This is a genomic window from Curtobacterium sp. MCPF17_031, from assembly GCF_003234035.1.
Taxonomy (GTDB): Bacteria; Actinomycetota; Actinomycetes; order Actinomycetales; family Microbacteriaceae; genus Curtobacterium.
Genome location: NZ_QKSG01000009.1, coordinates 136,363 through 162,638, shown reverse-complemented (window position 1 = coordinate 162,638; position 26,276 = coordinate 136,363). Strand labels below are relative to the sequence as shown.

The following is a 26,276-nucleotide window of genomic DNA, read 5'->3' as shown; positions in this document are numbered from 1 at the left end:
GTGTCCCCGCGTGGTGCGGGTGCGATCCTCAGCGTACCGGTGGACCCGCGCTGGACAGCCCACCTGCTAGGCTTCCGGGGTTTGTCCGGCGAGCGCGGTTCGCAGGACGCCAGTGTCGCTGTCTCGCCGGAAGCCCGGCCGTCCCGCCGGGAGCCCGAAGGACGCCACAGCACACCGGAGGAACACCTTGCCAGCCAACGACACACCGAAGCAGCAGCAGGCGGACCGCCCGCTGCGGACGAAGGGCGCCGTGCGGACGAAGGGGGCCGTGAAGCGTGCCCGACGGAAGCTGACCGAGGACGACGTCACCGTCGTCGAGGAGTCGATGCTCAAGCGTGCCGTCGCCGCCGCGGCCCTCGGCAACGCGATGGAGTGGTTCGACTTCGGCATCTTCGCCTACCTCACGGTCACGATCTCGCAGGTCTTCCTGCCGGAGGGTGACCCGGCGTCGAACGTCGTCGCGACCTTCGGCTTCTTCGCGGCCGCGTTCATCGTCCGACCGATCGGCGGCGCCGTCTTCGGTCCCATCGGCGACAAGATCGGCCGTCAGAAGGTCCTCGCGCTGACGATGATCCTGATGGCCGCCGGCACGCTGATGATCGGCCTGATCCCGTCGTACGACACGATCGGCGTCTGGGCCCCGATCCTGCTGCTCGTCGCCCGCTTCGTGCAGGGCTTCTCGACCGGTGGTGAGTACGGCGGCGCCGCGACGTTCATCGCCGAGTACTCGCCGGACAAGCGGCGCGGGTTCATGGGCTCGTGGCTCGAGTTCGGCACGCTCGCCGGGTACGTGCTGGGCGCCTCGATCGTCACCGGCCTGCAGTTCGGCCTGTCCGAGGACGCCCTGCTCAGCTGGGGTTGGCGCATCCCGTTCATCATCGCCGGGCCGCTCGGCCTGATCGGCCTGTACCTGCGGCTGAAGCTCGAGGAGACCCCGGCGTTCCAGAAGCAGCAGGAGCAGGCCGCCGAGCGCGAGTCGCAGAAGACGCCGTTCCTCAAGCTCTTCGCTGAGAACTGGCGTGCCCTCGTCATCTGCATCGGGCTGGTCCTGGTCTTCAACGTGACCGACTACATGCTGCTGTCGTACATGCCGACCTACCTGGAGCAGAACCTCGGCCAGAACGCCACGTTCGGGCTCATCCTGATCGTCGTCGTGATGCTGCTCATGATGGTCGTCATCACGTTCGGCGGTCGGCTGTCGGACCGCTTCGGTCGTCGTCCGGTGCTCGCCGCCGGCTGCATCGGCTTCTTCCTCCTGTCCTGGCCGGCGCTGGAACTCGTCCAGACCGGCACCGGCGTCGGGGTCTTCTCCGGCCTGCTCATCCTCGGCGTGGTCCTGGTGACCTTCACGTCGACGATGCCGTCCACCCTGCCGGCGCTGTTCCCGACGATCATCCGCTACGGCGCCCTGGCCATCGCGTTCAACGTGTCGGTGTCGCTCTTCGGCGGGACCACCCCGCTCGCCACCGCCGCACTCATCAACTGGGCGAAGGACGGCGGCTACGGCTGGGCTGAGGACATCCCCGCCTTCTACCTCATGCTGGCGGCCGTCATCGGGCTCGTCGCGGTGTACTTCACCAAGGAGACCGCCGCCACGCCGCTCATGGGCTCCGGCCCCACTGTCGGGTCTGAAGACGAGGTCGCCGGCGTCATCGACGACTACAACGACCCGACCTCGGAACTCGCACGGTCCGACTGGGCGAAGGAGTTCTCGACGAGCCAGATCCCGGTCGTGACCGCGGACGGTCCGGTCGGCGACGGCGCGCAGGACAGGGCGCCCGCGGGATCCTGACCCGCACCACCCGGCCTGGAGGCCCGACCCGCGTCACGTGGGTCGAGCCTCCGTCGCGTGGGTGGTCGGGTCCGGCACCCGCGCCGACGGCGTGCCCGTCAGGCGGACGGGCCCGCTGCCAGCCGTCCGGCGGCACGGACGAGCCGCTGCGTGACGGGGTGCTCCGGACGGCCGAACACGGCCTCGGCCGGGCCGCGCTCGACGACGGTGCCCTCGTGGACGACGAGCACCTCGTCCGCGAGCCGCCGGACGGCTCGCAGGTCGTGTGACACGAAGACCATCGCGACGCCGGTGTCGTCGCGGAGCCGTTCGAGCAGGCCCAGCACGGCGTCCTGCACGGTGGCGTCGAGGGCGGTCACCGGCTCGTCGAGCACCAGGACCTCCGGCTCGGTGGCCAGCGCGCGGGCGATCGCGAGCCGCTGCCGCTGACCGCCGGACAGGGTGCGGGGCGACCGGGTCCGGAGGCTCGTGTCCAGGTCGACCTGTCGCAGTGCGGCCTCGACACGGTGACCCAGGGCACCGGTCGCACGCCGGGCACGGCCCCCGCTCAGGGCGTCGGCGAGCACGCGGTCGACGTTCCACCGCTCGTCGAACGTGGCGCCCGGGTCCTGGACGACCGCGGCGATCCGGTGTCGCCGGGCACGACGCTCGCGCTCGGGGAGCGGTGCCCACGCCTCGCCGTCGAGCGTGACCGTCCCGGCGTCCGGCGTCTCGAGCCCGAGGAGCATCCGCGCCACCGTCGTCTTGCCGGAGCCCGACGCCCCGACCACGCCGAGCACCCGGCCCGGCGCGACCCGCAGTGCGACGTCGGTGACGGCGGCCACTCCCGGGTAGGAGCGCACGAGGCCCTCCGCGGCGAGCACCGGCTGCTCCGATGCGGACGGGACGCCCACGGCACGGACCGCCGTCGTCGACCGTGTCGCGCGCACCAGGGCCTGCGTGGCGGGGTGGACCGGGGCCTCCAGGACGGTGGCGGTCGGACCCTCCTCGACGATCCGGCCGGCGTCCATCACCGCGACCCGGTCCGCCCAGCCCGCGACGAGTCCGAGGTCGTGCGTCACGACGAGCAGCCCGGTGCCCCGTTGTTGCGCAGCCCGCAGCTGCTCCATCACGCGGAGGGCGATCCCGGCGTCGAGGGCCGTGGTCGGTTCGTCCGCGACGAGGAGCCCGGGCCGGCCGATCGTCGCGGCGGCGATGAGGGCACGCTGTCGCATGCCGCCGGACAGCGTGCCCGCGGTCCGGCCGTCGGTGGCGAGCGCGGGGTCGAGCCCGACGGCCTCCAGTTCGGCACGGACCGCCTCGACGCGGTCGCGAGCCGACAGGTCGGTGTGCAGGCGGAGGGCGTCCGCGACCTCGCGCCCGACCGGACGGAGCGGGTCCAGCGCACCCAGGGCCTCCTGGCCGACGTAGCCGACGTCACGACCGCGGACCGCGCGCCACCGGCGTTCCGACAGGCCACGGACGTCGTGGTGGGCGACGGCGAGCCGGTCGGCCGTCACCACCGCACCGGTGGCGGAGAGGCCGAGTGCCGCCCGGACCGTGACGGACTTGCCGGACCCGGACGCGCCCACGAGCGCGACGCACTCGCCCGGGGCGACGCGGAGCGTGACGTCGGAGACGAGGGGGAGGCCGTCGATCGTGACGGCGAGACCGGCGACCTCGAGGGCGAGGTCGTCGCCGTGCCCGCTCCCCGCGCCGCTCCCCGCGCCGCTCACCGCGCCGCTCCCGCGCGGCGGAGCGCCCGGCCGAGCACCGTCACCGCGGTCGCGAGCACCACGATCGCCAGCCCCGGGAAGGTGCTCATCCAGGGTGCGGTCTGCAGGTAGGTGCGGCCGTCGGCGAGCATCGCACCCCACTCGGGTGCCGGTGGCGGTGTCCCGACGCCGAGGTAGCTCAGCGCCGACGCCCACACCACGGCCTGGCCGATGCCGAGCGTGCCGACCGCGACGACCGGCCAGAGCGCCGCCGGCAACACGTGGCGGAGCACGATGGCGGCGGGGGAACGGCCGAGCAGCACTGCGGTCTCGACGACCTGGGACGACCGCGCGGTGCGGACCAGGCCGCGGACGATCCGGGCGTACCCGGGGGCGGTCGCGAACCCGACCGCGAGCATCGCCGGCACCGGTCCGGGCCCGGTGACGGCGATGACGACGAGTGCGACGAGGAGCAGCGGCAGCGCGAAGGCGACCTCGGTGACCCGCCCCACGACGGCGTCGACGACCCGACCGCCGAGCCCGGCGAGGACGCCGAGGACGACGCCGGTGCCACCGCCGACCAGCGTGGCGACCACGCCGACCAGCAGTGACGCGCGCGTCCCCGCGACCACCCGTGCCAGGACGTCACGTCCGGACTCGTCCGTGCCGAAGGGGTGGTCGGCGCCGGGCGGCAGGAGCGCCTCGGTCGGGTGCACCGCGAGCGGGTGCGACCCGCCGAGCAGCGTCGGCCACAGCGCCGCCACGACGGCGACGGCCACCACCGCCGCGGCGACGGTGCCTGCCGGGCCGAGCGTCCCCCCACGGAATCGCTCGGACCGGCGTCCGGCGCGGGCGGCGCCGGGGTCCTGGGACGGCGTGCTGCCGGGCACGCCGTCGATGCTGCTGCGTCCGGACGGAAGGCTCGGGTCGACGATGCCGCTCACCGCGCCTCCGCCTCGTCCGACGTCGTGCCCCGCGGGTCGACCGCCCGCTCGACGAGGTCCGCCGCGGCGAGCACCACGACGTACGCCGCCGCCGAGACCAGGGCGATCCCGGCGACGAGGGGCATATCCCGCTGCGTCACGGCGGTCACCAGCGCCCGCCCGATGCCGGGCAGCGCGAACACCGATTCGACGACCACGGCCCCGGACACCAGCGACCCGAAGGCCCAGGCGGACAGGGCGATGCCGGGCAGGGCCGCGTGCCGGAGCAGGTGCCGCCCGAACAGCCCCGCGCGGGACTCGCCCCGACCCCTGGCCGCGAGCGCGAACGCCGAGCGCTGCGCGTCCACGACGCCGTCGCGGATCGTCTCGGCCAGGTACCCCGCGACCGGGACCGCGACGACCAGCACCGGCAGCACCCACCCGCGGACGGTCCCGTCGCTCACCGCGGGCACCCACCCCAGGCTGCCGGCGAAGACGACGATGAGCACGCTGCCGAGCCAGAAGTGCGGCATCACGCTCGCGGTCACCGACAGCCCGGTGGTCAGCAGCGCCGCCGCGCGCCCGCGCTGCGTCGACCACCACGCGGCGACGACCGCGAGCACCCAAGCGACGACCAGCCCCGCCACCGCGAGCGTCAGCGTCACCGGGAGCTCCTGCGTCAGCAGCGTCGACACCGGCGTGCGGAACGCGTACGAGTCGCCGAGCTGCCCGGTCGCCAGGCGTCCGAGGAACACCGCGTACTGCGCGAGCACCGGGCGGTCGAGGCCGTACTCGGAGCGGACCTGCGCCACCGCCTCGGCCGAGGCCTGCGAGCCCGGTCCGCCGAGGATCGCGAGTGCCGGGTCACCGGGGATCAGGCGGATCGCGACGAACACGATCGTCGCGACCGCCCACAGGACGCCGACCCCGCCGAGCAGCCGGCGCACCGCCCAACGCGCCCACCGGACGGCGGGCGAGTGGCGTGCCGGACGGGTGCCGGGCCTCCTGGTCGTCGCCACCGGTGCGTCAGCGGGCGAGCCACGCCGTCCCGAACCACGGCGTGGAGACCGACGTGGTCGAGATGCCGTGCACGGCCGAGCGGTACAGGAAGTGGTTCTGCTGGTCGTAGAGGGGCAGCACGGTCCGGCTCTCGAGGATCGTCTTCTGCGCCTGTTCGACCAGGTCGGCACGCTCCGACGAGTCGGCGGTCTGCGCCGCCTGCTCGAGCAGCCGGTCGAGGGCCGGGTCGTCGAGCTGCGCGAGGTTCGCGAAGTACCCGGACGGCGCCGGTGTGATCGACGCGGAGTCGTAGAGGACACGGAGGACGTCCGGGCCGACCTTCGTGTACGGCGCGCTCACGACGTCGTACTGGTTCTCCGCCAGGGCGGCGTACCAGCTGGACAGGTCGAGTTCCTCGAGCTCGACGGTGATGCCGACCTTCGCTTCGGAGGCCTGGATCTGCTGGAAGAGGCTGCGCTCAGCCGGCACCGACTGGTTCGTGGAGACCGGGAACGTGACGGTGAGGGGCTCGCCGTCCTTCTCGCGGGCGCCATCGCTGTTCGTCTTCCAGCCGGCGGCGTCGAGCAGCCGCTTCGCCTCGGACGGGTCGTACGCGAAGAGCGACTCGTCGGAGTACGAGGTCGGCTCCACACTGGACAGCACCGAGTACGAGCGCTTCGCGGTGCCGAGGAACAGGGACTTCAGGCCCGGGTCGATCTCGGCAGCTGCGATGAACGCCTTGCGGACGGACTCGTCCTGGAAGACCCCGTGGCCGGAGTTCAGCTCGAGCCGGTTCGACGCGCCGGGACGCGGGGCATCGAGGTCGCGGATCGCGGCCTTCGACGACGCGGCCCGCAGCTGGTCCGGCTGGGCGTTGTCGATGACGTCGACCTGCCCGGACTGCAGTGCCGCGTAGCGGGAGGTCGAGTCCGGCAGGAACCGCCAGGTCAGACCGTTGAGCCGGGGCTTCGTGGTCGAGTCGCCGAGCGGCGTGTAGTCGGCGTTCTCCGTCAGGGTGACGCGGTCGCCGTGCTTCCAGTCGGTGACCTCGAACGGGCCGGTGCCGACGGGGGACTCGCAGTTCGTGGCCTGCTTCCGCTGCAGGGCCTTCGGCGACTCCATGCCGACCCAGGGCTGCGAGAACGACTCGAGGAGCGCGGCGTCCGGCCGGCTGAGCGACAGGGTGACCGTCCGGTCGTCGGTGGCCGTGGCCTCCTCGATCGACTGCAGGGCGAGGTACCCGGTGCTGGAGGCCGTGGCGGGGTCCTGCACGTGCTCGATGTTCGCGACGACGGCCGCGGCGTCGAACGGGGTGCCGTCGGTGAACGTCACGTCGTCCCGCAGGGTGAAGGTGAGGGTCTTGCCGTCATCGCTCGTCGACCACTTCGTGGCCAGTTCGGGTGTGGGCTCACCGTCGTCGAGACCGACGAGTTCCTCGATGTACTGCGTCGCCAGGAGCGCCTGCGGGTAGTTGCCGCCGACGTGCGGGTCGAGGCAGGTCGGTTCCGCGTCGCCCGAGGCGTACGTCAGCGTGCCCCCACGGACCGGGGTGCTGCTGTCGCTGGGGCTGCCGCCGCCGGAGCAGGCGGCGACGGCCAGGAGGACCGTGGCCGCGCTGGCGACGCCGGTCACGATGCGCCGCAGCGCCGGGCTTTTCTGTACTGGGTCCAAGATCATGGCTCGACGAGTCTAGCGGTTTACTGGAGGGCATGGACCAGCCAACCCGCCGAGGCGGTCGACCGCGACGATCGAGCGCCGAGGTGCTCGCCGACGCCGCTGCCGAGCTCTTCCTCGAGCAGGGGTACGCGAAGACCACCGTGGACCACATCGCCGCCCGCGCCGGTGTCAGCCGCGCGACCTTCTTCAACTACTTCGCCGCGAAGTCCGACGTGATGTGGCTCGACCTCGACGCCGCGGTGGCCGAGTTCCCGCAGCACCTGGCGTCCTCCGCCGAGACGAGCGCCGTCCGCGCCGTGGAGGACGCCCTGCTCGCCACCGCCCGCGCCCACGATCCGGACCGCGTGCCCTGGGCCATCAGCCAGGCCGAGGTGATGGACGTCGGTGCCGAACTCGTCGCGAGCGGTGCCACCCGGGTCACGGGGCAGCACCAGGCGATCGCGTCGTTCGTCGCCGGGCGGACCGGAGAGCACCCGGCGTCGCTCTGGCCGCAGACCGTGGCGGGGTCGATGCTCGGGGCGGCTGCCGCTGCCTTCGGGGTCTGGGTGACCGACGGGGTCGCGCGACGTCCACTCGTGGAGTACGTCGCCGCCGCGCTGACGCCGGTGGTGGCGGGGCTCGACTCGCGCTGACCCGGTGTCGCTCCGCTGGTAGGTTCTGCGTGCGCCGTCCGAGGGGGACGGCCGATGACTCCAGGGGGATCCGTGTCCGAGACACCCGAACAGCAGCCGTCCTCGTCCGGAACGGGTGGTCCGGACCCGGAGCGCCACGAGCCGGACGCCGCGCAGGCCCCGCAGTACCCGGCGCAGGCGCCGCAGGACGGCGGTCAGCCGCAGTACCCGGCGGAGGCGCCGCAGGACGGCGGTCAGCAGACGCCGCAGTACCCCGCGCAGGCTCCTCAGTACCCGGCGGGCCAGCAGCAGCCGCCGCAGTTCGGCGGTCAGCCGCCGCAGTACCCCGGCGCCTCGCAGGGCCAGCAGCCCTGGCAGGGTGCCGGCGCCCCGATGGTCCAGCCCGGGGGAGCCGCAGCGTACGGCGGCCGCCCGCAGCAGCCCCGGGGCCGTCGGGTCCTGGTGGCCGTGGTCGGCATCGTGGCGTTCCTCGTCGCCGGTGCCCTGGTCCGTTGGGGCCTGTCCTCGATCGGCGGCCCGTCGAAGCAGGAGCTCGTCGACCAGGGGGTCGAGAAGATCACCGAGCAGACAAGCTTCCCGAAGCAGGTCGACGAGATCACGACCTGGACCGGGGTGGATGCCGAGGACGAGGCGATCCACTACCGCTACAGCGTCACCGCCGACCCGACCGCGATCTCCGAGCGGGCGATCCGCAGCTCCGTGCTGTCGAACCTCTGCTCGACGACGGCGACGCGTGACATCCTCGAGGAGGACATCGCGATGCGGTACTCGTACGTCTTCCCGGGCTCGACCAAGACCGTCGACCTCGAGTTCACCGACGCCGACTGCTGACGCCTCGGCCGTCAGGGTCGCCCGGGTCGCCCAGGTCTCGCAGGGCGCTCAGGGCGCTCAGGCGCGAAGCGTCCCGGCGCCTCCGGCGGCGACGTCCTCGACCGTCCCGTCCTTGACGACCTCGGGGATCTCGTTGCCCGTCGGCTTCAGGACCGCGGCACCGGGCACGGACAGCGTGAGCACGGCCTCCTCGACGTACTGGCTGTCCTCGAGCGACTGCTCGATCTTCCGGAGCCGGCCGGCGACGTGCTCCTCGGTGTCGTTCCCGACCAGGTCGACCGCGGCGACCATGTACACGCGCGACGGGCCGACGAACTCCAGGTGCAGGTAGCTGACGCTCTCGACCTGCTCGCGGGCGAGCAGTTCGACGAGCACGGCGTTCTCGAGCTCGGGGGAGGTGCTCTCCCCGAGCAGGAACCGGCGGTTGCGGTCGATGAGGACGACGGCGACGACCCCGAGCAGCAGGCCGACGGCGATCGACCCGATGGCGTCGAACACGGCGAGCCCGGTGACCTGGTGCAGGAAGACACCGAGGAACGCGATGACCAGGCCGACGAGCGCGGCGGCGTCCTCGGCGAAGACGGCTCGAAGCGTCGGGTTCGACGACTGCAGCACGTGCCGGAGGACCGGGACGCGGCGCTTCGTCGCGGCACCGTGGGCCTGGCGGAACGCCTGCAGGAAGCTCGTCCCCTCGAGGAGGAACGACACCCCCAGCACGATGTAGTTGAGGACGACGTCCTCCGCCGGCCCGGTGTCCCCGAGCTCGGTGATGCCGTGGTAGATCGAGACGATCGCGCCCGCGGTGAACAGCCCGAACGCGGCGAACATCGACCAGATGTACGTCTCGCGGCCGTAGCCGAGCGGGTGGCGTGCATCGCGCTTCCGGGCACCGCGTCGTTCGGCGATGAGCAGGAAGATCTCGTTCCCGGTGTCCGCCCACGAGTGCGCGGCCTCGGCGACCATCGACGCGGAGCCCGTCAGCATCGCGGCGACGGACTTGGCCACCGCGACGAGCAGGTTCGCGCCGAACGCGATGAGGACGGTGAGCAGGGACTCCGGCTTCGCTTTCGCGCTGCCGGCCAAGGCGTCCGGAACGGTCTCGGGGGTCTGGGATGACGACGACGAGGGCATCGCTCCAGCATGCTCCCGTCCGGTAGACTCGGGCGCACAGGCATCGATCCGGCCATCACCGGGGAGTCATCCGGAAGAACGCGGCACCCGTCGGGGGTCGTCAGTAGAACCGGACGGGTTCGGGACCGTCATCATCCCCGACGCAGAGTGGTCACGAACAGGCGGTCGCGCCGGTCCGAGGCAAGCGAGGTGGTACCGCGGAGCGCAGGCTCCGTCCTCGTGGTCCAGTTCCACCGACCTCCAGGAGCCATCCGGTGCGTTACCCCCTGAACCGCAAGTCCCCGAACGGCGACGTGTCCGCGAGCGGTGCGGGCGTGAACCCGTCCCCGTCCTTCCCCGCGGTCGAGCGGGGGATCCTCGCCTTCTGGAAGGGCGACGACACGTTCCGCGCGTCCATCGCCGAGCGCGAGGGCTGTGACGAGTGGACCTTCTACGACGGCCCGCCGTTCGCGAACGGCCTGCCGCACTACGGGCACCTGCTGACCGGCTACGCCAAGGACGTCTTCCCGCGCTACCAGACCATGCGTGGCAAGCAGGTGCACCGTCGCTTCGGCTGGGACACCCACGGGCTGCCCGCCGAGCTCGAGGCGATGCGCCAGCTCGGGATCACCGAGAAGCACGAGATCGACGCCATGGGCATCGACGTCTTCAACGCGGCCGCGCGCAAGTCGGTGCTGCAGTACACCGACGAGTGGCAGCAGTACGTCACCCGGCAGGCGCGCTGGGTCGACTTCGAGGACGACTACAAGACCCTCGACGTCACCTACATGGAGAGCGTCCTGTGGGCGTGGAAGACCCTGTGGGACAAGGGCCTGGCGTACGAGGGCTTCCGGGTCCTGCCGTACTGCTGGAACGACCAGACGCCGCTGTCGAACCACGAGCTGCGCATGGACGACGACGTCTACAAGATGCGCCAGGACCAGTCGGTGACGGTCTCGTTCCCGCTCACCGGTGCACGTGCACAGGAGCTCGGACTCGACGGCGTCCGTGCCCTCGCCTGGACCACGACCCCGTGGACGCTGCCGACGAACGCCGCGCTCGCGGTCGGTCCGGCGATCGCGTACGCGGTCCTGCCGGCCGGGCCGGGAGGCGCGGCTGACGGGTCCGACGCCGGTTCGGCCTCCTACCTGCTCGCGGCGGACACGGTCGCCGCGCACGCCAAGGACCTCGGGTACGCCTCGGCGGAGGACGCCGTGGGCGCCGTCACGCGGACGATCGAGGGCCGGGAGCTCGACGGCGTCACCTACGAGCGCCTGTTCGACTTCCTCGCGGAGACCGAGGGCATGGAGAACGCCTGGAAGGTCCTGGTCGCCGAGTACGTCGAGACCGGTGAAGGCACCGGCATCGTGCACCAGGCCCCGGCCTACGGTGCCGACGACCAGGAGGTCTGTGCGGCCGCCGGCATCCCCGTGGTGCTCTCGCTCGACGAGGGCGGTGTCTTCACGTCGCAGTTCCCGCTCGTCGCCGGACAGCTCTGGATGGACGCCAACAAGCCGCTGACGAAGGCCGTCCGCGACGCCGGCCGACTGCTCCGCCAGGCGTCCTACGAGCACAGCTACCCGCACTGCTGGCGCTGCCGCAAGCCCCTGATCTACAAGGCCGTCTCGTCGTGGTTCGTCCGGGTGACCGACCTCCGCGACCGCATGGGCGAGCTCAACCAGGACATCAACTGGGTGCCGGACAACGTCAAGGACGGGCAGTTCGGCAAGTGGGTCGGCAACGCCATCGACTGGTCGGTGTCCCGCAACCGGTACTTCGGCACGCCGATCCCGGTGTGGCAGTCCGACGACCTTGAGTACCCGCGCACCGACGTGTACGGCTCGCTCGCGGACATCGAGCGCGACTTCGGCCGACTGCCGCTGAACGCCGATGGGCAGGTGGACCTGCACCGTCCCTTCATCGACGACCTGACCCGTCCGAACCCGGACGACCCGACGGGTGCGTCCACCATGCGGCGGATCACCGACGTGTTCGACGTCTGGTTCGACTCCGGGTCGATGCCCTACGCGCAGGTGCACTACCCGTTCGAGAACGCCGAGTGGTTCGACGCACACAACCCGGCGGACTTCATCGTCGAGTACATCGGGCAGACCCGCGGCTGGTTCTACGTCATGCACGTGCTCTCCACCGCGCTGTTCGACCGGCCGGCGTACACGAACGTCATCAGCCACGGCATCGTCCTGGGCTCCGACGGCCAGAAGATGTCGAAGAGCCTGCGGAACTACCCGGACGTGTCCGAGGTCTTCGACCGCGACGGCGCCGACGCGATGCGCTGGTTCCTGATGTCGTCGTCGGTGATCCGCGGCGGCAACCTCGTGGTCACCGAAGAGGGCATCCGCCAGGGTGTCCGCGAGTTCCTGCTGCCGCTGTGGTCGACGTACTACTTCTTCACCCTCTACGCGAACGCGTCGGGGGAGTCGGGCTACCAGGCCGCCCGCAGCACCGCGAGCACCGACGTGCTCGACCGGTACCTCCTCGCGAAGACGCGCGTGCTCGTCGCCGACGTGACGACGCACCTCGACGCGCTCGACACCCCGCTCGCCGCGCAGGCGATCCGTGACTTCGCCGACTTGCTCACCAACTGGTACGTCCGCCGGTCGCGGGACAAGTTCTGGGCCGGTGCGGAGACCTCCGCGGAGGCCCGTGCCGCGTTCGACACGCTGTTCACGGTCCTCGAGACCCTCGCCCGGGTGGCGGCGCCGCTGGCACCGCTCGTGACCGAGGAGGTCTGGAAGGGCCTGACCGGTGACCGCAGCGTCCACCTGACCGACTGGCCGGACGCGTCCGAGTTCCCCGCGGACGACGCCCTCGTCGACGCAATGGACCGCGTGCGGGACGTCGCCTCGAAGGGGCTCGCGCTCCGCAAGTCGACCGGCAAGCGCGTCCGGCTGCCGCTCGCGACGCTGACGCTCGTCGTGCCGGACCCCGCAGCGGTCGAGCCGTTCGCGGACATCCTCCGCGACGAGCTCAACGTCAAGCGGGTCGTGCTGGAGGCGCAGGCCGAGGAGTCCCTGGCGCAGTACGGCATCGAGCGGAAGCTCACCGTGAACGCCCGCGCTGCCGGCCCCCGCATCGGCAAGGCCGTGCAGCAGGTCATCCCGGCCGCGAAGAAGGGCGACTGGGCCGCGACCGAGACCGGCGTCACCGTCGGTGGCGTCGACCTGGTCGAGGGCGAGTTCACGCTCGACCTCACCGTGGCCGACACGTCGAAGGCCGTGGCGTTCCTGGACGGCGGCGGGTTCGTCGTCCTCGACACCGTCACCACGCCGGAGCTCGAGGCCGAGGGCATCGCCCGCGACGTCGTCCGTGCCGTGCAGCAGGCCCGTCGCGATGCCGGTCTCGACGTCGGCGACCGCATCGACCTGACGCTCCGAGCGGACGAGACGGCCGCTGCCGCGATCGTCGTGCACGAGACGCTCATCGCGAACGAGACCCTCGCCAGCGGAGTACAGGTCGTGCCGACGGCGTTCGGTCAGGACGAGGACACCGTCGCGGTCGGCGACGGAGCGAAGGTGACCGTGGAGGTCCAGCGCGCATGAGCGACAGCAACGAGTACGACGCCCCGGCGGACGACGCGGACGGGATCGAGATCCCCGTCGGCCCGACCGGTGACACCGCTCCCGGCGAGGAGCTGCCGTACGGCGGGGACGACGACGAGGTCCGCCGTGTCGAGGCGGCGCTCATGGCCCGGATCGGTGAACAGTCGCCCGAGCACCGCCTGACCGCGACCCGACGTGCCGTCGAGCTCCTCGGCGACCCGCACCTGGCGTACCCGGTCATCCACATCACGGGGACGAACGGCAAGACGTCGACCGCCCGGATGACCGAGAGCATCGTCCGTGCCCACGGTCTGCGCACCGGGCTCATGACCAGCCCGCACCTGGTGTCGATCCGGGAACGCATCGTCATCGACGGCGAGCCGATCGAGCCGAGCCGGTTCGTCGAGAACTGGGACGACATCACCCCGATCCTCGAGATGACCGATGCCGAACTCACCGCGAAGGGCGAACTGCCGCTGACGTTCTTCGAGGCGCTGACCGTCCTGGCGCTGGCGTGCTTCGCCGAGGCACCCGTCGACGTCGCCGTGATCGAGGTCGGCATGGGCGGCGAGTGGGACTCCACCAACGTGGTGCAGAGCCAGGTGCAGGTCTTCACCCCGATCGCCATCGACCACGCGAAGCAGCTCGGCAACACGGTCGCCGAGATCGCGCGCACGAAGTCCGGGATCATCAAGCCGTCCTCGTCCGTGGTCACGTCGGCCCAGGTGCCCGAGGCGCTCGCCGAACTCGAGCGGGCCGCCGAGCTCACCGAGTCGACGCTGGCGGTCGAGGGAACCCGCTTCCGGGTGACCAGCGACACCCCGGCGGTCGGGGGGCAGCTGATCAGCGTGCAGGGCATCGCCGGGACCTATGACGACCTGTTCGTACCGCTGTTCGGCGCCCACCAGGCCCGCAACGCGGCGGTCGCGATCGCCGCGGTCGAGTCGTTCCTCGGCCGGGGCAGCCAGGCACTCGACGAGGACGTCCTCAGCGAGGGGTTGGCCAACGCGACGAGCCCTGGGCGGCTCCAGCCGATCGCGACCGGTCCGACCGTCGTCGTCGACGCAGCGCACAACCCGCACGGCGCGAAGGCACTCGCCGACGCGCTGCCCGTGGCGTTCCCGTCCGGACACGTCGTCGGCGTCGTCGGGATCCTCCGCGACAAGGACGCGCGCGGGTTCGTCCGTGCCCTCAAGGACACCGTCGCGACCTTCGTCGTGACACAGCCGCCGGGGGAGCGGGCGCTCGACGCCGACGAGTTCGCCCGGCTCGTCGTCGACGAGGTCGGCAACGACCGGGTCGTCGTCGAGCCGTCGCTCGCCGGCGCCCTGCAGGAAGCCCGTGACCTGGCCGACGACGCCGACGCCGAGGACGCGATGGTCTTGGTCGCCGGCTCGATCGTGATGGTGGGTGCCGTCATGGAGATGGTCCACCGCGAAGGCGGAACGAAGTGACGGACGCACCACGGGCCTCCCGTCCGCCCCGCACGCCCCGGATGCGACGTCCGCGTCGGGACCGCGGGGCCCGCGAGAGCCTGCTGTCGATCACCCTCGTGCTCGAGGCGATCATGTTCTTCTTCCCGATGCTCGTCGTCTACGGCAAGCACACCCTGCCGGCCGGACTGGCGTTCGGCGGTGGCATCGCTGCGATCGTCATCCTGGCCCTGGCGTCCCGACTGACCGGCTCCCGTGCCGGTGTATGGTTCGGGTGGCTGCTGCAGGCGGCCATCCTCGCCACCGGGTTCATCGAGCCCTTCATGGTCGTGGTGGGCGTGGTGTTCCTGGCGCTGTGGGTCTTCTGCTTCGTCAAGGGCGGTCAGCTCGACCGTCAGAACGCCGCCCGCCGAGCCGCACTCGGCGAGGACTGACCCACCACCACCTCGAACCGCAGGGAGTCCCGCTGTGTCCGAACTCGAAGAGACCCTCGTCCTCGTCAAGCCCGACGGCGTCGCCCGCCAGCTCACCGGTGAGATCCTCCGCCGCATCGAGGCGAAGGGGTACGAGATCGTCGACCTGAAGATGCTGACCGCGCCGCGCGACCTGCTCGACAGCCACTACGAAGAGCACCAGGGCAAGCCGTTCTTCGAGCCGCTCGTCGAGTTCATGCAGTCCGGTCCGCTCGTCGCCGTGCGCGTCGCGGGCAACGGCGTCATCGCTGGGTTCCGCTCGCTCGCCGGGACCACCGACCCGACCTCGGCCGCTCCCGGCACCATCCGTGGTGACCTGGGCCGCGACTGGGGTCTCAAGGTCCAGCAGAACCTGGTGCACGGCTCGGACTCGGCGGAGTCCGCCGCCCGTGAGCTCGGACTCTGGTTCGCCTGATCCGGTACGACGAAGGCCCCCGCACTCTCGAGTGCGGGGGCCTTCGTCGTCGTGCCGGCGACTACTTGCCGGAGCCGCCGTTCTGCTCCACGAAGGAGGCGAAGGCCTGGGCGTCGGACCAGGCGTTGGTGCCGGTTCCGTTGTACTGCTTGCCGTTCACGAGGACGGTGGGAGTCCCGGTCAGCTTCGGCAGGTCGGAGTTCGGCAGGGGCTCGGTGAGCGCACGGTTCGTGGCGTCGGCGACCCAGCCTGCGAACCGCTGGTCGGTGATGCAGGACTGCACCTCTGCGTTCGTCGCGCCGGCCTTCTTCGCGATGTCGGCGAGCTTGTCGTTCGTCAGACCGCGGGTGTTCTCCGACGGCTGGTTCTCGTAGAAGGCGCTGTTGACGTCGAGGAAGGCGTCGGGATCGTAGTTCGCGACACAGGCGGCCGCGGCGGCCGAGCGGGTCGAGTACTTCGAGCCGAGCGAGGCGCGGTCGAGCAGGTTGAACGGGCGCACCTCGAGCGTGGCGGTGCCGTCCTGCACCCACTGCTTGATCTGGGACATGTTGCCCGTCTCGAACTGGTTGCAGATCGGGCACATGTAGTCCTCGTACACGGTGATGTTCGCGACCGAGTCGTCCTGCTTCGTGGCCGTCGGCTTCCCACCCTCGGGGATGCCCTTCGTCTCGACCGGGACGATCTTGCCGTTCTGCCCCGTGAGCACGATGCCGTCGCTCGCCATGTTCTTCGGTCCGGGCCCGACGGGCTGGATCGAGTTCGCGACCACGAGCACGACGATCGCGACGACCGCGAGCGACGCCACGATGATGCCGCTGATCAGGAACGTCTTGTTCCGACGTCGGCGGGCCTGCTCCTTCTGGCGGGCCTCGCGGGCACGCTCGCGCGCGGCGTTGCGGCGCGCCTTCTTGCTCTCGTTGTCGCTCATCGGGATCGAGCGTAACGGCTCCGACCGCCGGGACCGGGCCCATGTGCTGGGAAGACCCCAGGAATCAGGTGACACGTCACCACCGTGGGCTCAGTCGCGGAGTTCAGAGGGTGGTCAGGAGCGTCGGGAACTGAACGAGGATCACCACGACGATGAACAGGTAGTTCGCGAGCGGGAACGCCCAGCAGAACGGCAGGAGCGCTCGGCCGATCCGTCGTCCCCCGGTGCCGAACGGCAGGTTCCCCTTCGCCAGGTTCCAGATCGTGAAGATCCAGAACAGCGGGATCGTCATGGCCCAGACGAGCATGCACCAGAGGCAGAGGTACCCGATGAACCAGACGGTCTGGGTGAACAGCCAGGTGACGAAGACCCAGGCCAGGAAGAGCCCGGCGTTGAACAGCGTCCAGAACCACTTCGTACCCCGGAACCCTGCCAGCAGCGCGATGCCGACGGCGATCGGTGCCACGAACCCCATCATCCCCAACAGCGGGTTCGGGAACCCGAAGAGGTGCCCTTGCCACGTCGTCATGACGTTCGAGCAGTTGAGGAAGGGGCTGACGTCACACGTCAGCACCTTCTGCGGGTTCTCGTACTTGGCGAACTCGTCGAGCACCAGACTGAACGCCGCGTACAGCCCGACCAGTCCGGTCACGAGCAACAGGATCGCGACGGCGACGGGACGGCGGGGAGCAACAGGCGTCGAACTCACGGCGTCATCTTCGCACGAGGCTCCCGGCGTTCTCCGCGACCGCGTGCGATGATGGACCAGTCACCCGGCCGATCCGGGCGACGACGAGAACTTGCCGGGCCACCGCCCGGACGTGATGGTGTTGTGACAGAGCACCGTGACCGGACGACGCGTCACCTCCGACGCCGAGCCGCCGTGAGCCGGGTGCCCACGACGACCGGGCGTGGACGAGACGCCGGATCGGTCACTGACAGCAGCGAGCGCGGGGGCGGAGTCGCCGCCCGCACCGATACGAGAGAATTCCCGCCACCCACCGGGTGCGTGCGGGGTCGAGGAGTGCACCAGTCCATGGTGGAGCAGAACGAGAACCAGAACCAGAACACCGACGACGCGCCGAAGCGCCGGACCCGCCTCTTCGGCGGCCGTCGCGCCCGGTCCGGCGGCCTGGAGGCGCCTGACCCGTCCGACACGTCGACCGACGCCGTCGAGACGGTCGGGTCCGACGAGCAGGTCGAGTACGACGAGCAGGTCGGGTCCGACGAGCAGCTCGATCCCGACCGGTCGTCCGACGTGGTCGAGGCGCTCGATGTCGCGGACACGGTCGACGCCTCCGACGGTGCCGACGTGAGCGACACCGCTGACGTCACCGACACCGCCGAGGCAGACGTGAGCGACACGACCGAGGTCGAGCAGTCGCCGGACTCGGAGACCGTCGAGGTCGTGGTCGACACCGCGACCGGCACGGTCTCCGTCGTGGTGGAAGCCGCCTCGGGTGCGGGAACCGCGCCGGAGGACGTCAGCACCCTGACCGGTGACCTGCCGGCCGTCGGCCAGGACGAGGTCGGGACGCAGGGCGCGGCGGACGCGAGCGACGTGCCGGAGGCGCGACGGGCCTCCCGTCCGGACGCGGCGTCGGCCCCGGCCGAGCCGTTCGTCCCGAAGGCGACCAGCACGCTCAGCCTGATCTTCCACGCCCCGGTGCTGCCGGAGCTGCCCGCCCGATCTGACCGTGACCGTGATCGGAGCGACCGGTACGACCGTCCGGACCGAGCCGAGCGCTCGGGACGCGGCTCCCGCTCCGGCCGGAGCGACCGGTACGACCGTTCGGACCGGTACGACCGGTCCGACCGTGACGACCGCGACGACCGCCCGGAGCGCGACGAGCGCACCGATCGGGTCGACCGTTCTGACCGTTGGGATGACGAGGACCGCGACGAGCAGGGTGGCAGCCGCCGCCGCACCCGCCGCCGGGGCAGCAGCAGCGACCGCGAGCAGGCCGAACCGCGTCGCCGCGAGCCCGAGCTCATCACCGAGCCGCAGCGCATCAAGGGCTCCACCCGTCTCGAGGCCAAGAAGCAGCGCCGTCGTGACGGCCGTGACGCCGGACGTCGTCGCCAGGTCGTGACCGAGGACGAGTTCCTGGCCCGCCGCGAGAGCGTCGACCGCCAGATGATCGTGCGGTCGAGCTCCTCGACCATCGAGATCGGCGTGCTCGAGGACGGCGTCCTCGCCGAGCACTACGTGACGAAGTCGCAGAACGTCTCGCTCATCGGCAACGTCTACCTCGGCAAGGTGCAGAACGTGTTGCCCTCGATGGAGGCCGCCTTCGTCGACATCGGCCGCGGTCGCAACGCCGTCCTGTACGCCGGCGAGGTCGACTGGAACTCGGTCGACACCAGCCACGGTCGTCGCATCGAGGCCGCGCTCAAGCCGGGTGACAAGGTGCTCGTGCAGGTCACGAAGGACCCGGTCGGCCACAAGGGCGCGCGTCTGACCAGCCAGGTGTCCCTGCCGGGCCGTTACCTGGTCTACGTGCCCAACGGCTCGATGAACGGCATCTCCCGCAAGCTGCCGGACACCGAGCGCGCCCGTCTCAAGAAGATCCTCAAGGAGGTCCTCCCCGAGCACGCCGGCGTCATCGTGCGCACGGCCGCCGAGGGTGCCACCGAGGACCAGCTGACGCGCGACGTGCAGCGCCTCACCAGCCAATGGGAGGCCATCGAGAAGAAGGTCCAGAGCGGCCAGGCGCCGGTCATGCTGCACTCCGAGCCGGACCTGCTGGTGAAGATCGTCCGTGACGTCTTCAACGAGGACTTCACGAAGCTCATCATCGACGGCGAGTCCGCTCGACAGACCATCGACGAGTACCTCAGTGCGGTCGCGCCGGACCTCAAGGACCGGGTCGAGCTCTACCAGGGCCCGGACTCGTTCGAGGAGTACCGGATCAACGAGCAGATCGAGAAGGCCCTCGACCGCAAGGTCTGGCTGCCCTCCGGTGGTTCGCTCGTGATCGACCGCACCGAGGCCATGACGGTCGTCGACGTCAACACCGGGAAGTTCGTCGGCTCCGGGGGCAACCTCGAGGAGACCGTCACGAAGAACAACCTGGAGGCCGCCGAGGAACTCGTCCGCCAGCTCCGTCTGCGGGACATCGGCGGCATCATCGTCGTCGACTTCATCGACATGGTGCTCGAGGAGAACCGGGACCTCGTGCTCCGTCGCCTCATGGAGTGCCTGAGCCGCGACCGGACGAAGCACCAGGTGGCCGAGGTCACCTCGCTCGGCCTCGTGCAGATGACCCGCAAGAAGATCGGTGTCGGTCTGCGCGAGTCGCTCGACGAGGTCAACGCGCAGGTCAACGACAACAACGCGGACCCGGGGCCGACCAAGGGCCGCCGCAAGGCCCGTGGCGGCAACGGCAACGGTGGAGGCACGAACGGCAACGCCGTCGCGGCCGAGTCGAAGTCGTCGCAGGCGCACCAGATCACCGACGACGTCAAGCACGCGTTGTCGCGGATCGCCGCGTCGACCATCCCGCACGAGCAGTCCGACGTGCCGGTCACCGGCGTCGCCGGTGCCGCGTCGCCGGTCACGGCGGCGTCGCCGACGTCGCCGGTCGCCCCCGCGGCCGAGGCGCCGAGTGAGCCCACCGGTGGCTCGAAGCGTCGTCGCCGTCGTGGCAGCCGGGCCGGTGACGCGCAGCAGGTGTCGAGCGACGCGCAGCAGGTGTCGAGCGACGCGCAGCAGGCGTCGAGTGACGCGCAGCAGGGGTCCGCCGAGCAGCACACGTCGCTCGCGACGCCCGCCCCGGAGGCGGTGCTCCCGGGGACGACGACGGGTGTCCACACGCGGTCAACGCGTCCGGAGTCGGCACCGGCGCAGTCGGCCGCGGCTGTCGCTGAGCAGCCCGCCGCCGAGGTGGCGCCGAAGGAGCGTCCCGCCGGTCGCCGTCGGGTCAGCTCGTCGGCCCCGGTCACGCCGGCCGACACCACCGTCGCCATCCTCGACATCCCGGTCGGCGTCGCCAAGCGCGAGCCGCGTCGGGTGAGCGAGGAAGCGGCGGAGTCCCTCCTCGACTCGGTGCTGCAGGCGCTGCCGGAGCCGAAGCAGCCCGGCCAGGGTCGTGCGCGTTCGCGTCGTGTCTCGTCGGGGAGCATCAGCGCCCCGGCGAACCCGACGGCCACCGAGGACGACGGCACCGTCATCCTCGGGCAGTGATGTGACGGACGAGCAGCGTCCGGCTGGTCGTGACCCGGTACCGGGTCATGACCAGCCCCGGACGGGCTGGGGAGCCGTACCACCGCCGGGGGCACCCCCGTCGGCGGTGCCCCCGCTGGATCCGGCCGGTCCTGGTCGGGCCGGTTCGGGTGCTGGTTCTGCTCGGGCTGGGTCTGGTCGGGCCGGCGTGCCCGTCGCCACGTCCGTCCTCGCGCCCGAGGTCTCCATCGTCGCCACGACGGGCGCGGCCATCACCGTGGTCAGCGTCGTCCTGGTCGAGTTCCTGGCGGGCCTGATCGGGCTGCTCGGCACGAGCACGATCGTCGGCCCCTTCCGGAGCCACGGTGGGACGAGCCTGGTCGAGGCCTTCGTGCAGAACGTCTTCGTCGCGCGCTCCCCGTTCGCCCTCGCGGCCTTCCTGGTGCTGGCCTTCCTGGTGCCGGTGGTGCCGCGTGCCCCGCTGCCCGTCGTGCTCCTGCGGAGCGTCCTGGCGGGTGCTGCGGGCACCGTGGCACTCGCCCTGGTCGGCATCGTCACCGCGGTCCACGACGCCGTCCAGCAGGGGAGCGTGGGGCAGGGGCTCGGGCGTCTGCTCGTCGACGTCGTCACCACGCCGCTGCAACTCGGGCTGCCGATGACCCTGATGCTGCTCGGGTCGGCTTCGGCCGCGTGGCTGTGGGTCGGCCGGCATCCGCGCTGACGTCCCGCGACACGCCCGTGTGTGCCCTCCCGGTGACGGATCCGGTCGACGTTCCCGGTGCCGCGGTCAGTCCTGGTCGCGCGCCGTCTTCCGCTTGTCGCGCTGCGGCACACGGAGTCCGCTGGCGATGAGGCGCAGCACCAGCTCGCGCCCGGTCACCGGGGCGGCCCCGGAGGCCACGAGTTCGGCGTACCGGTCCTGCGGCACGTCGTAGTGGTCGTGGTCGAACGCGCGCCGTGGGACCCCCGCCCGGTCGGCGAAGGCATGCAGCTCGTCGTAGGATGAGTCACTGACCAGGTGTGACCAGAGCGTGTCGTGTGCGGGCCAGGCCGGGGGATCGATCAACACGGTCATCCCCCCATGGTACGTGTGTCGGCGTTTGACCCGCCTGGTCGGATCGAGTATTCTCGATCCCTGGTGTCAGCGGGCCGTTCTGCCTGCGTCGCCGATCGTCCCGGGGCAACCCAGGGCGCTCGCGCAGAAGTGGGCACCCGAGACTTCCCTCAAGCAGAGTTACGTAAGGATTCCACGTGGTTTACGCAGTAGTGCGCGCCGGCGGCCGTCAGGAGAAGGTCGAGGTCGGCTCGATCATCACCATCGACCGCATCAAGGCCGACGACAATGGCAACATCGACCTCGCGCCGGTGCTCCTCGTGGACGGGGACAAGATCACCTCCGCCGCGTCCGAGCTCGCGAACGTGACGGTCACCGCCGAGGTCCTGGCCGACCTCCGCGGCCCGAAGGTCGTCATCCAGAAGTTCAAGAACAAGACCGGTTACAAGAAGCGCCAGGGCTTCCGCGCGGATCTCACGCGCGTCAAGGTCACCAAGATCGCATAAGGCGGGAGCAGAGACATGGCACACAAGAAGGGTGCGAGTTCCACTCGCAACGGTCGCGACTCGAACGCACAGCGCCTCGGCGTGAAGCGCTTCGGTGGCGAGGTCGTCAACGCCGGTGAGATCATCATCCGCCAGCGCGGCACGCACTTCCACCCGGGCGCCAACGTCGGCCGCGGTGGCGACGACACGCTGTTCGCCCTCTCGGCCGGTGCGGTCGAGTTCGGCACCAAGGGTGGCCGCAAGGTCATCAACATCGTCAACGCGTAGTCGCTGACGATCAGCTTCAGCGGGAGGGGCGGGCCGTGTGCCTGCCCCTCTTCTGCATTTCCCGAACACCTACAGGAGTGACCCCATGGCGACGTTCGTCGACCGCGTGACGCTGCACCTCACGGCAGGCAACGGCGGCAACGGCTGCGTGTCCGTCCGTCGCGAGAAGTTCAAGCCCCTCGCGGGCCCCGACGGCGGCAACGGCGGTGACGGCGGCGACATCGTCCTCGTCTCCGACCCGCAGGTCACCACCCTGCTCGGGTACCACCGCTCACCGCACCGCTCCAGCCGCAACGGCCAGCCCGGCATGGGCGACCACCGCAGCGGGGTCAGCGGTGACACGCTCGAGCTCCCCGTCCCCGTCGGCACGGTCGTGTACGACGAGAACGGCGACGTGCTCGCGGACCTCACCGAGCCGGGCATCCGCGTGGTCGTCGGTCCCGGCGGCCAGGGTGGCCTCGGCAACGCCGCGCTCGCCACTACCAAGCGCAAGGCCCCCGGCTTCGCGCTCCTCGGCACCGACGGGTGGAGCGGCGACGTCAGCCTCGAGCTGAAGACCATCGCGGACATCGCCCTGGTCGGGTACCCGAGCGCCGGCAAGTCGTCGCTGATCGCCGCGATCTCGGCTGCCAAGCCGAAGATCGCCGACTACCCGTTCACGACGCTGACCCCGAACCTCGGCGTCGTCGAGTCGGGCAGCACGCGCTTCACCGTCGCCGACGTCCCGGGTCTGATCGAGGGCGCGTCCGAGGGCAAGGGGCTCGGCCTCGAGTTCCTCCGTCACGTGGAGCGCTGCGAAGCCCTGCTGCACGTGATCGACTGCGCCACGCTCGACGCCGGCCGTGACCCGATCAGCGACCTCGACGTGATCCTCCGCGAACTCGAGCAGTACCCGGTCCCCGAGGGGCAGGTCCCGCTGCTCGATCGCCCGCAGCTCATCGCGCTCAACAAGATCGACGTGCCCGACGCCGCGGAACTCGCGGCGTTCGTGACCGCCGAGTTCGAGTCCCGCGGCTACCGCGTGTTCCCGATCTCCACCGCGTCGCACAAGGGCCTGCGTGAGCTCACCTTCGCCCTGGCCGACGTCGTCGAGCAGGCCCGTGCCGAGCGGGCCGCCGAGCCCGAGGTCGAGCGCATCGTGCTCCGTCCGAAGGCCGTCAACGAGAAGCCGTTCACGGTGCGTGCCGAGGGCGGCGAGGAGCACCGCTTCTACCGGGTCCGTGGTGCGAAGCCGGAGCGCTGGGTGCAGCAGACCGACTTCACCAACGAAGAGGCGATCGGCTACCTGGCCGACCGGCTCGCCAAGCTCGGGGTCGAGGACGGCCTGTTCAAGGCCGGAGCCGTCGCCGGGTCCACCGTGGTCATCGGTGGCGACGGCGGCATGATCTTCGACTGGGAGCCGACCCTGACCTCCACCGCGGAGCTCATCACCAGCGCTCGCGGGACGGACTCCCGGCTCGACCTCAACGCCCGACCGACGCGCAACGAGCGTCGTTCGGACTACTTCGAGCGGATGGACGGCAAGGCCGCCGCACGTGCCGAGCTCGAGCAGGAGCGGATCGCCGGTCTGTGGGCGGACGACGACGACGCCGAGTCCGACCCGGTCGAGCCGACGACGTCCGAGCGCGACTGAGCGCCGTGGTCGGACCGAACACCGTCGCGGAGCGCGCGGACATCCCGCGCGCCCGACGGATCGTGGTCAAGGTCGGCTCGTCCTCGGTCAGCGGGGACAACGCGTCGCAGATCGGCCCGCTCGTCGACGCCCTGGTCGGCGCGTACCGTCGTGGGACCGAGGTCGTCCTGGTGTCGTCCGGCGCCATCGCCACCGGCTTCCCGTTCCTGGGGCTCGAGGGACGGCCGGAGGACCTCGCCACGCAGCAGGCCGCCGCCGCCACCGGGCAGGCGGTGCTGGTCTTCCGGTACCAGAAGGAACTCGACCGGCACGGGGTCACGGCGGCGCAGGTCCTGCTCACCGCGGGTGACCTGCAGAACCCGACGCACCGGGTAAACGCGCGGCGGGCGATGAACCGGCTGCTCGAACTCCGGGTGCTGCCGATCGTCAACGAGAACGACACGGTCGCCACCCACGAGATCCGGTTCGGTGACAACGACCGGCTCGCCGCGCTCGTCGCCCGGCAGGTCGAGGCGGACGCCCTGGTGCTGCTGTCCGACGTCGAAGCCCTGTACACGAAGCCGCCGGAGCAGCCCGGTGCCACCCGCATCGACGAGGTCCCGTTCGGCGACGAGCTCGCGGGGGTGACCTTCGGCTCGATCGGTGCTGCCGGGGTCGGTACCGGGGGAGCCGGCACGAAGGTCGCGGCCGCCCGCCTCGCGGCCGAGGCCGGCACGTCCGTGCTCGTCACGGCGACGGCCCTCGTCGACCGTGCGCTCGGTGGGGAGCACGTCGGTACCTGGTTCCGGGCCGCACCACGCGCCTGACCGGGGCGGCCCGTCGGACGGGAGGCACGCCTCCCGTCACAGAGGCGCCGCCGACTTAGAATCGGGTCATGTCCCTCACCGCTCCCGCGCAGGCCCAGGCGGGTACGCCGCTCGTCGACACGCTGACGGCTGCCCGCGCGGCCGCGACGGTGCTGGCGACCACGACGACGGCCGTCAAGGACGCCGCCCTGCGGGCGATCGCCCTCGGGCTGCGCGCCGGGACGGCGGAGATCGTCACCGCGAACCACGAAGACCTGATCGCGGGTCAGGACGGTGGACTGTCGTCGGGCCTGCTGGACCGACTGCGTCTCGACGTCGACCGCGTGGACGCTCTGGCCGACGCGGTCGAGCACGTGGTGGGGCTGACCGACCCGGTGGGGGAGCACGTCCGCGGCTCGGTCCTGCCGAACGGGCTGCAGCTCGCGCAGGTGCGGGTGCCGTTCGGGGTGGTCGGCGCCATCTACGAGGCACGTCCGAACGTCACCGTCGACATCGCCGCCCTGGCGCTGAAGTCGGGCAACGCCGTGGTCCTCCGCGGCGGGTCGGCGGCGCTCCGCACCAACGCCGTGCTCGTGCGGCGGATCCAGGACGCGATCGCCTCGGTCGGGCTGCCGCGCGAGCTCGTGCAGACGATCGACCCGCTCGGACGCGCCGGAGCGACCGGTCTCATGCGAGCCCGCGGCCTGGTCGACGTGCTCATCCCGCGCGGCAGCGCCTCCCTCATCCAGACCGTCGTCACCGAGTCGCAGGTGCCCGTCATCGAGACCGGCGCCGGGGTCGTGCACGTCTTCCTGGACGAGTCGGCACCGGTCGACCGTGCCGTGGACATCGTCCTCAACAGCAAGGTGCAGCGGCCGAGCGTCTGCAACGCCCTGGAGACGCTGCTCGTGCACGAGCGGGCGGCCGAGCGGCTCCTGCCGGTGTTGGCCGACCGCCTCCGGGCCGCCGGCGTGACCCTGCGGGGCGACGACGCCACCCGGACCATCGTCCCCGGGGTGCTGCGTGCGACCGAGGCCGACTGGGCCACCGAGTCGATGGACCTCGATCTCTCGATCCGTGTCGTGCCCGACGTCGACGCGGCGATGGCGCACATCGCGCAATGGTCCACACACCACACCGAGTCGATCGTCACGAACGACGTCGACACGGCCGAGCACTTCCTGGCGGGCGTCGACTCGGCGGTCGTGATGGTGAACGCGTCGACTCGGTTCACGGACGGCGGGGAGTTCGGGTTCGGCGCCGAGGTCGGGATCTCCACGCAGAAGCTGCACGCGCGGGGCCCGATGGGGCTGCCTGAACTCACGAGCACCAAGTGGCTCGTGCGCGGGCAAGGACACATCCGCGGCTAGGATGGTCTGGAGTCTTCCTCGATCGATCG

Annotated in this window: 22 protein-coding genes; 14 read left to right on the top strand and 8 right to left on the bottom strand. The window is 71.2% G+C overall.

All coding sequences use genetic code 11. From position 1 onward, the window contains the following. Positions 1-187: 187 nt before the first annotated feature. Entirely contained in the window at positions 188-1,792 is a 1,605-nt protein-coding gene (proP, locus tag DEJ31_RS13615) for a glycine betaine/L-proline transporter ProP (RefSeq protein ID WP_258366309.1), read from the top strand. 98 nt (positions 1,793-1,890) lie between these two features. On the opposite strand, the gene DEJ31_RS13610 is transcribed toward proP, so the two are convergent. From DEJ31_RS13610 to DEJ31_RS13595, 4 genes are all read right to left on the bottom strand, one after another. After that, positions 1,891-3,507 (bottom strand): ABC transporter ATP-binding protein, encoded by a 1,617-nt coding sequence (locus DEJ31_RS13610; protein WP_111122121.1) that lies wholly within the window; start codon positions 3,505-3,507, stop codon positions 1,891-1,893. Then, the gene (locus tag DEJ31_RS13605; protein ID WP_110903990.1) at positions 3,504-4,430 is read right to left on the bottom strand and encodes an ABC transporter permease; all 927 of its coding nucleotides are present in this window, start codon (positions 4,428-4,430) and stop codon (positions 3,504-3,506) included. Before DEJ31_RS13605 ends, DEJ31_RS13610 begins: the two co-directional genes overlap by 4 nt. Continuing rightward, positions 4,427-5,356 carry an ABC transporter permease gene (locus DEJ31_RS13600; protein ID WP_258366308.1) on the bottom strand — a complete coding sequence of 310 codons (930 nt, stop codon included), beginning with the start codon at positions 5,354-5,356 and terminating at the stop codon, positions 4,427-4,429. The genes DEJ31_RS13605 and DEJ31_RS13600 overlap by 4 nt, the downstream gene beginning before the upstream one ends. Positions 5,357-5,435: 79 nt before the next feature. Then, positions 5,436-7,085 carry an ABC transporter substrate-binding protein gene (locus DEJ31_RS13595; RefSeq protein ID WP_111122120.1) on the bottom strand — a complete coding sequence of 550 codons (1,650 nt, stop codon included), beginning with the start codon at positions 7,083-7,085 and terminating at the stop codon, positions 5,436-5,438. Positions 7,086-7,117: 32 nt separating this feature from the next. Between DEJ31_RS13595 and DEJ31_RS17285 the strand changes: the two genes are divergently transcribed. After that, positions 7,118-7,717, top strand: coding sequence for a TetR/AcrR family transcriptional regulator (locus DEJ31_RS17285; RefSeq protein ID WP_111045161.1), 600 nt, complete (start codon positions 7,118-7,120; stop codon positions 7,715-7,717). A gap of 72 nt (positions 7,718-7,789) precedes the next feature. Further along, positions 7,790-8,548 carry a hypothetical protein gene (locus DEJ31_RS13585; RefSeq protein ID WP_111122119.1) on the top strand — a complete coding sequence of 253 codons (759 nt, stop codon included), beginning with the start codon at positions 7,790-7,792 and terminating at the stop codon, positions 8,546-8,548. A gap of 57 nt (positions 8,549-8,605) precedes the next feature. On the opposite strand, the gene DEJ31_RS13580 is transcribed toward DEJ31_RS13585, so the two are convergent. Beyond that, the gene (locus DEJ31_RS13580; RefSeq protein WP_110903986.1) at positions 8,606-9,679 is read right to left on the bottom strand and encodes a cation diffusion facilitator family transporter; all 1,074 of its coding nucleotides are present in this window, start codon (positions 9,677-9,679) and stop codon (positions 8,606-8,608) included. Positions 9,680-9,933: 254 nt separating this feature from the next. Between DEJ31_RS13580 and ileS the strand changes: the two genes are divergently transcribed. Genes ileS through ndk form a run of 4 tightly spaced genes read left to right on the top strand, consistent with a single transcriptional unit; the run spans position 9,934 to position 15,539 of the window. Next, complete coding sequence (gene ileS / locus DEJ31_RS13575) at positions 9,934-13,218, top strand: isoleucine--tRNA ligase (protein WP_181433532.1); 3,285 nt, start codon at positions 9,934-9,936, stop codon at positions 13,216-13,218. Next, positions 13,215-14,672, top strand: coding sequence for a folylpolyglutamate synthase/dihydrofolate synthase family protein (locus DEJ31_RS13570; protein WP_111045164.1), 1,458 nt, complete (start codon positions 13,215-13,217; stop codon positions 14,670-14,672). Before ileS ends, DEJ31_RS13570 begins: the two co-directional genes overlap by 4 nt. Beyond that, positions 14,669-15,085, top strand: coding sequence for a DUF4233 domain-containing protein (locus DEJ31_RS13565; protein ID WP_146240699.1), 417 nt, complete (start codon positions 14,669-14,671; stop codon positions 15,083-15,085). The genes DEJ31_RS13570 and DEJ31_RS13565 overlap by 4 nt, the downstream gene beginning before the upstream one ends. Positions 15,086-15,119: 34 nt before the next feature. Then, on the top strand, positions 15,120-15,539 hold the full coding sequence (gene ndk, locus DEJ31_RS13560) for a nucleoside-diphosphate kinase (RefSeq protein ID WP_110903983.1): 420 nt from the start codon (positions 15,120-15,122) through the stop codon (positions 15,537-15,539). A gap of 61 nt (positions 15,540-15,600) precedes the next feature. Here ndk and DEJ31_RS13555 read toward each other — a convergent pair whose 3' ends face one another. Together DEJ31_RS13555 and DEJ31_RS13550 are read right to left on the bottom strand one after the other, a co-directional pair. Then, positions 15,601-16,467, bottom strand: a complete 867-nt coding sequence (locus tag DEJ31_RS13555; RefSeq protein WP_111122118.1) for a thioredoxin domain-containing protein — start codon at positions 16,465-16,467, stop codon at positions 15,601-15,603. Positions 16,468-16,570: 103 nt separating this feature from the next. Continuing rightward, the gene (locus tag DEJ31_RS13550; protein ID WP_110903981.1) at positions 16,571-17,176 is read right to left on the bottom strand and encodes a vitamin K epoxide reductase family protein; all 606 of its coding nucleotides are present in this window, start codon (positions 17,174-17,176) and stop codon (positions 16,571-16,573) included. 327 nt (positions 17,177-17,503) lie between these two features. Here DEJ31_RS13550 and DEJ31_RS13545 point away from each other — a divergent pair, with 327 nt between their 5' ends. Continuing rightward, positions 17,504-20,653 (top strand): Rne/Rng family ribonuclease, encoded by a 3,150-nt coding sequence (locus DEJ31_RS13545; protein WP_111122117.1) that lies wholly within the window; start codon positions 17,504-17,506, stop codon positions 20,651-20,653. A gap of 187 nt (positions 20,654-20,840) precedes the next feature. Beyond that, complete coding sequence (locus DEJ31_RS13540; RefSeq protein ID WP_111045168.1) at positions 20,841-21,353, top strand: hypothetical protein; 513 nt, start codon at positions 20,841-20,843, stop codon at positions 21,351-21,353. 66 nt (positions 21,354-21,419) lie between these two features. Here DEJ31_RS13540 and DEJ31_RS13535 read toward each other — a convergent pair whose 3' ends face one another. Next, positions 21,420-21,707: a DUF4031 domain-containing protein gene (locus tag DEJ31_RS13535; RefSeq protein WP_111045169.1), complete on the bottom strand. Its 288-nt coding sequence runs from the start codon at positions 21,705-21,707 to the stop codon at positions 21,420-21,422. A 176-nt stretch (positions 21,708-21,883) separates the two neighbouring features. Here DEJ31_RS13535 and rplU point away from each other — a divergent pair, with 176 nt between their 5' ends. The 5 genes from rplU (at position 21,884) to DEJ31_RS13510 (ending at position 26,247) form a co-directional block, all read left to right on the top strand. After that, complete coding sequence (rplU, locus tag DEJ31_RS13530; RefSeq protein ID WP_110903978.1) at positions 21,884-22,192, top strand: 50S ribosomal protein L21; 309 nt, start codon at positions 21,884-21,886, stop codon at positions 22,190-22,192. 15 nt (positions 22,193-22,207) lie between these two features. Beyond that, a complete protein-coding gene (gene rpmA / locus DEJ31_RS13525; RefSeq protein WP_110903977.1) occupies positions 22,208-22,459 on the top strand; it encodes a 50S ribosomal protein L27 in 252 nt (83 codons plus the stop codon). Positions 22,460-22,544: 85 nt separating this feature from the next. Further along, positions 22,545-24,092 carry a GTPase ObgE gene (gene obgE, locus DEJ31_RS13520; RefSeq protein ID WP_111045170.1) on the top strand — a complete coding sequence of 516 codons (1,548 nt, stop codon included), beginning with the start codon at positions 22,545-22,547 and terminating at the stop codon, positions 24,090-24,092. Positions 24,093-24,097: 5 nt separating this feature from the next. Next, the gene (gene proB / locus DEJ31_RS13515) at positions 24,098-24,898 is read left to right on the top strand and encodes a glutamate 5-kinase (RefSeq protein ID WP_110904032.1); all 801 of its coding nucleotides are present in this window, start codon (positions 24,098-24,100) and stop codon (positions 24,896-24,898) included. Between the two features lie 68 nt (positions 24,899-24,966). After that, on the top strand, positions 24,967-26,247 hold the full coding sequence (locus DEJ31_RS13510; RefSeq protein ID WP_111122116.1) for a glutamate-5-semialdehyde dehydrogenase: 1,281 nt from the start codon (positions 24,967-24,969) through the stop codon (positions 26,245-26,247). Positions 26,248-26,276: the final 29 nt, after the last annotated feature.